Below are 5,532 nucleotides of genomic sequence, written 5' to 3'. Positions count from 1 at the left end.
GATGATCCTCTCATCAGGTTTGGCAATAGCATAGAGTTCGTAATGGTCGTTTTGCCATTCGGCAACGACAATTACTTCATCCCCTGGTTGAAACGGGCAATCACCAAGCCAACCACGGTAAATTTCATCGCCAATTTGAACATTAACAAAATTAGCCTCACGTAAAACAGGGTCATCTTCTGGCAAACCTGTTAAACCAACTTGCCCGCGTAAGGTACCAATAATGGCGCCAATTCGTGCTGCTCTATTGGTTCGTTCCATTGTTTCTTGCATATTTTTGTAGGATTCAACTTCAAACGCTTGTTGCTGTGTTTGTAAATCAATGCGTATTATGGTGCCACCAATACAGGTAAATTCATCGCCCCAGCAGGGTAATACTGGTGGCGTTGCGTTGCGTCGCCATGATTTATCGACCATTTGATTTTGAATTTTATAAAAGGTTTTTAGGCTCATATTTTTATCGCTCTTAATTTAGGGAATAAGGGATAGTGGTTTTAGGGTAACTATTATTATCGGTATTTAGCCCGATTGTTTCCATAAAAGTGAATTCGTTTAGAAAGTCAGTATCCCAACCAATGTAGGTTAAAAAGTTGTCGGTTTCTTGCTCGACTTTTTCTTGATTTTCGTCAATTTTCATTAGCTTTTTAAAGGCGGTAAGTTCGGTGTTAAAATCGGGCGTTTCTTGCGGTTTGTACATGGTGCCAAAGCGGGTGGCACGTACCCATTTTTGAATATCGTCATCAACAATCAATGTCCAAACAAAATCCACCACCATTAAAATTAATTGTACCCACCATGAGGCAAAAAAGGTGATGATTCTAAGTCCAGCTATTGTTATAAACCTACTAATAATAACTTGACTAGCCAATTTAGGCGACATTTTTAACAGAGCTTTGCTTGTTTTGAAAAGTTGACTAATATAGACCATGACACTGGCATAATTTAAGGTAAGTTCAATCATATCTTGATTAGCTTTTTGTATTTGCGGAATAGCATACATCAACCCAAATATTGATGAAGCCCCGCTAGCTAAATGCCCTGCAACTCTTAACCCTGTTACACGTATTGTGTTTTTAAAGGCAATTGTGTTTGGTTTGATTAACACGTCGATCATCATGCTAACCATGCTTAATGATGCTGCAAGGATCTGGTTGATAAAATCTTCGGAAGTATGATCGTCGGTTTGAATCACTAAGGTGATGATCACCGGTAGCTGAAACACTAATAATACCGCCGATAATCTTGAACCTTTTAAATCATGGCCGAAGGCTTGATTGTTATGGGTTGACCATAAATCGTCAAGTTTTCCTTTCATTAGGATGTCAGCTGGTTTATTGGTTTTTTTAATAATTATTTTTCGTAATATATTATGGGTGTGATTTTTTAGGTAATTGCTAATTAATTGCCCCCGAATGCCTTTTTGCCCCACATTAGGGAAGGAGCCAGACAATGCTTGATTATCATTGTTTAATTTTTTCAATTCTTTGAGCCAAGTCCGACGGACGTAATATTCGTGCATGACACCGTTAACGACTTCTGGCTCAAGTCCTGCTCTTGCCATAAAGACTTTTTGGGCAACAAAATGGTTAATGTTGTCGGCACCTATTCGCATATTGTCGACCACCACATTAATAGGCTTTTTTTTGAAAAACTTGTCAATTAAAATGGAGGCAAGTTTGTCACGCTTATAAGCGAATTTATCAATAAATTTAGCATTGTCATTGGGATTCTTTTTTTGTAAGTTGGCGTTGATTTCTTGACAGATCGAGGTAAAAGTCGATAAGTTTTTCGGTACATTCAGCAAGGTACGGTGCAATAGCCCTTTGCCGTCTACTTCGCTGTATTTTTGAGCATCGAGTAAAAATTCTTCCAGCTCTTTAATTGCTTCTTTCTGGTTAAAGGCAATTGCGCGCCAAAGTAGGTTGGTTTTAGGAATTTCATGCGCTTTTATCCATTCACCTATAATATCATTGCCTATTTTGGTGTCTTGCAAGCCATCAATTGCGGTGACAACCACTCGTTCAAATTCGATTCCGTCATCGGTGTTATTTTGGCTGTAATCATTTAATACATTTAGGTAGTTGTCGCTTTGGATCCATATAAATACATTTTCGCTACGCTGTTCGTGCAACAAGCCTGCTTGTTTCATGATTTGTTCGTATTTTTGGTGATAGGTGTCTCTTAACGGTTGATTAATTCGAGCTTGGTATTTTTTTAATTCTTCTTTTGATATAGTGCGAATTTTGTCGACTTCGGTTTTGTGCATTAATTCGCCTATAGCTATGGTTAATTCTGCATCTTTGCGCAATTTGGCTATAGTTTTAATATAGTCTTTGATATCGTTATTACTTTGCACGCGTTTCATGGCAAGATCTAATCGTCGATAATAGTTCGAGGTAACTCGTGAATTTTTTATCCAATCCTCAAATAGATCACAGCCGTTATTTAGCCCAGCTAGCATTTCGGGTTCAAAGCGATATTGGTTGTAATATTGGTCTCTACGCTTTTGTAGCCAATCTGTACCCTCTGTTTTTCTTATGTCTTCTAGCCAATAATTATTTTTTTCTCTGTGCATTTCTTCATAGATATTTAAATCTTTAAATCGTTCGGTTTCTTTAGATTGAATAAAGCTATTTTCAAAAAATGTTAATAGTGCATCGGATTGAATTTCATGTTCACGCTCTTCACTAAATAGCTGTAAGTATCCGACAATTTCATTACACCAGCCATTGAGTTCATAAGCGATCCCTACCGCATCGTTTAACCCAACAATGTAACCGTTGCTTTCGGTTGAACGTTCATGCGCCGATTTGAGGGTGTTTTCCGCATTGCGAGAACACGCCCATGGAAAGGCGGTAAAGTGCTTATCTAGGAAGTCGGCATTCCATTGGTTAATATCGTCTTCCACCAGTGATTTAAAAAATTTGACAGTGGGGTCAGCGATGTTGGCATTAATGTCAATACCTGAATAATCAATGATTTGTTTAAGATTGCTTGAGTTTAAAGGGGCTATGCCTTTGCCTTGGGCTGCTGAACCGTTTGCCATGGCTTTAGGTTCGATCATGGTCATTCGCTGCGAACGTAATTGGCTATCGCTTTGGTAATTTTCAAGGATATCATCTTGCCATTTATGCTCACTATAAGCTAACCAGACTTTGCCACACTGATTTGGTTGTTCAATGCAGATAAATTCAGCACTAGCAGTATTTTGTAAAGTAGCAGCACAGCCACAATCTTCTTCTTGGCTTGCCATTTGGGGGGAAAGTTGTTTCCAGAAGGTGCCGTTTTCAGCAATTTTATAGACTTCCCAATAGTTATTACCCCGAGCCCCTTCTTCATAAAATAGGTATAGAAAGCCTTCGCGTGATACTCTTAATGCGTAATGGTAATTGTGTTTAAGTTCGGCTTTTTCCAAATCAGGGTTTGTTGCCCAACTAGGTAGTTTTAATCCGTTGGTTTGCGGTACAACACAATAAGTTACAGGCAATATTGTTAACCCTTTTGAAGATGTACAATTACACTTCATCGCTTTCTCCTGATGCTAATTTTTTACTTTGTTGGGCAATTTGGTGCCATTGTTCATCGGTAATTGATGCGGCACGCTTTTGATAATAGGTTTCTTTTTGTTTTAAAAGCTTTGCAATTATAGGCGTACGGTGAAATTCACTGCCTATTGTTAAGTAATGCATGGCAAACAAGATTTTGTCTTGTTCGTCGGTGAGTTGGTATTGATCGCAAAGTGTGAGTGCATTACGTATATATTCTCTAGCTTGATCTTCATGGTAACGTGGTTGGTTGATTTTGTTATCTCGATATCTTAGTAATGTTTGATTTTCGAGCCCGATATTGGCAATGTGTTGCATTTCTTTATCATCTAATCCTAATCGATGAACCGTAAATTGACGACGAACGGTGCTGGCTTTATAACATGTTAATAAACCATCTCCATTTAATATTGCCCAACATGTTGTTGCGCCAAGAATTTTGTCACGAATTTGCGGTAATATTAAGCTTAATACCGAACTTAATACCGCCGGATCATATAACCTTAATAACGAGTAACGGTGTGTGATTGCGTCTTTTTGAATACATAAGTTGGCTAGGTAGTGACTAAGTTCTTCGCCTTTTTCGTTCGAAAATAACCAACCACATATGGCTCTGCCTTTTCCTGATAGTAACGATTTTGTGTTTGTTTCTTGAAAAGATAATTTGATTGATTGTTTTAGTAGTTGAATTTGATCGTCTTGTTTTAAATCCAATAAAAGTAGAGCTGGTACATTTTTAGTATTAAACATCGGGTGATCAAACCGGATAAATTGCAAAGTTGCATAGTTGTTTTTGATGTAAGCATATACGCTATTTTCTAAAGCAAGATCACTGAGATCACGTAAGCTTAGATCAAGCAGTAAATAACAATAATCTGCATTTTCAGCATTGTTTATTAACTGAGCGGCTATGCTGTTTATCTGTTCGTCTGTTAATGTGTCATTTTGATATTGATTCAGTTCGAGGTAATTAATTGTGTTCATTACAGTTCAACTAATGCCCCCTGTGTTTTTGTTTGTTGTGATAAGGTTCGTTGGCAGCCAACCGGTAGTTCACTTTCGGTTTCTTGCGTTTGCCCTCCCATTTTTTGCATGACATTGCATTTAAAATAGACATTATCTTGGGTGCCAAGCTCAATGCCTTCTTCGCTGTTTTTTATGTATGAACCGCCACAAATTAAGGTGATTTTTTTATTGGCGCTTAGGGCAACTTTGCCATCAACACTGTCAACTTTAACTTCTTGCTTAGCTGCCATGTTGAGGTTGGCGTTTTGGGCTTGCACCGCAATATCGCCTTGGTTGGCAAACAGTTTCATGCCTGATTTGTGGGCAAATAAGCCTAATGCTTCCCTTGCTGATACCGTGACATTTTTTAAGGCGGCAATGTCAGTTTGGTTTTCACTGGTTAAAGTAACGCTGTTGCCGGTGGAGAGTTGAATGTTTTGTGGACTGGTTAAGGCAATGCCTTCTTGGGCATAGGCAAGTATGCCGCTTTGGGTCAGTTGGCTTAATGTTTTGTTAAGTTGTTCTTGGCTGTCAGTGTCTGCACCGTGGGCTTCAGACTGAGTAGCGGCATTTTGTAGGGCTTTGGCAATGGATAGCGCATTTTCAAGCTGGGTAATGGCGGCTTGCATGTCGAGCTGTTTGCCTTGCGCTTTGGGCTCGGTTTGGGTGGTTAAGTATAATCCCCGTGCAGCTGCTATGGCGCCCCATTCGTCGGTTCTTAGCTCAAAGCCTTCGCCACGCTGCGCTTTGCTTTGGTCAACTAAGTGACCTAAATTCAGTTGGGTTTTGCCGTATTCGGTGGCGAGTTTGATGTGCTCTTGCCCCCGTTTGTCGTCCATGCGTAATTTATTATTCGCTGGGGTGCGTATCACATTGCGGTGTTTGTTAATGGCGGTGACAGGGTCTGGGTGAGCACTGTCGTGCATTGCATGGGCAATATACGGTCTGTCAGGGTTGCCTTGCATAAAAGCTATTGCTACTT

At 39.5% G+C, this 5,532-nt stretch carries 3 protein-coding genes and 1 pseudogene; all 4 read right to left on the bottom strand.

The features are described from left to right. Window positions 1–453, bottom strand: a pseudogene (locus A9G34_RS06970) (hypothetical protein); the annotation flags it as partial. Between the two features lie 13 nt (window positions 454–466). Next, window positions 467–3,526, bottom strand: a complete 3,060-nt coding sequence (locus A9G34_RS06965; RefSeq protein ID WP_065569288.1) for a T6SS effector BTH_I2691 family protein — start codon at window positions 3,524–3,526, stop codon at window positions 467–469. Beyond that, window positions 3,516–4,529: a DUF4123 domain-containing protein gene (locus tag A9G34_RS06960; protein ID WP_034944136.1), complete on the bottom strand. Its 1,014-nt coding sequence runs from the start codon at window positions 4,527–4,529 to the stop codon at window positions 3,516–3,518. Before A9G34_RS06960 ends, A9G34_RS06965 begins: the two co-directional genes overlap by 11 nt. Continuing rightward, window positions 4,529–5,532, bottom strand: a 1,004-nt coding sequence (locus A9G34_RS06955; RefSeq protein WP_141670371.1) for a DUF2345 domain-containing protein, incomplete at its 5' end; no start/stop codon positions are given. The genes A9G34_RS06960 and A9G34_RS06955, both read right to left, overlap by 1 nt.

Source organism: Gilliamella sp. Choc4-2, assembly GCF_001690355.1.
In the GTDB taxonomy this organism is placed as follows: domain Bacteria; phylum Pseudomonadota; class Gammaproteobacteria; order Enterobacterales; family Orbaceae; genus Gilliamella; species Gilliamella apicola_A.
This window is presented reverse-complemented; position numbering and strand designations above follow the sequence as displayed.

Excerpts from the sequence above, each read along its gene's own strand:
- A9G34_RS06965 (WP_065569288.1), bottom strand. The coding sequence starts at position 3,526 with ATGAAGTGTAATTGTACATCTTCAAAAGGGTTAACAATATTGCCTGTA.
- A9G34_RS06960 (WP_034944136.1), bottom strand. The coding sequence starts at position 4,529 with ATGAACACAATTAATTACCTCGAACTGAATCAATATCAAAATGACACA.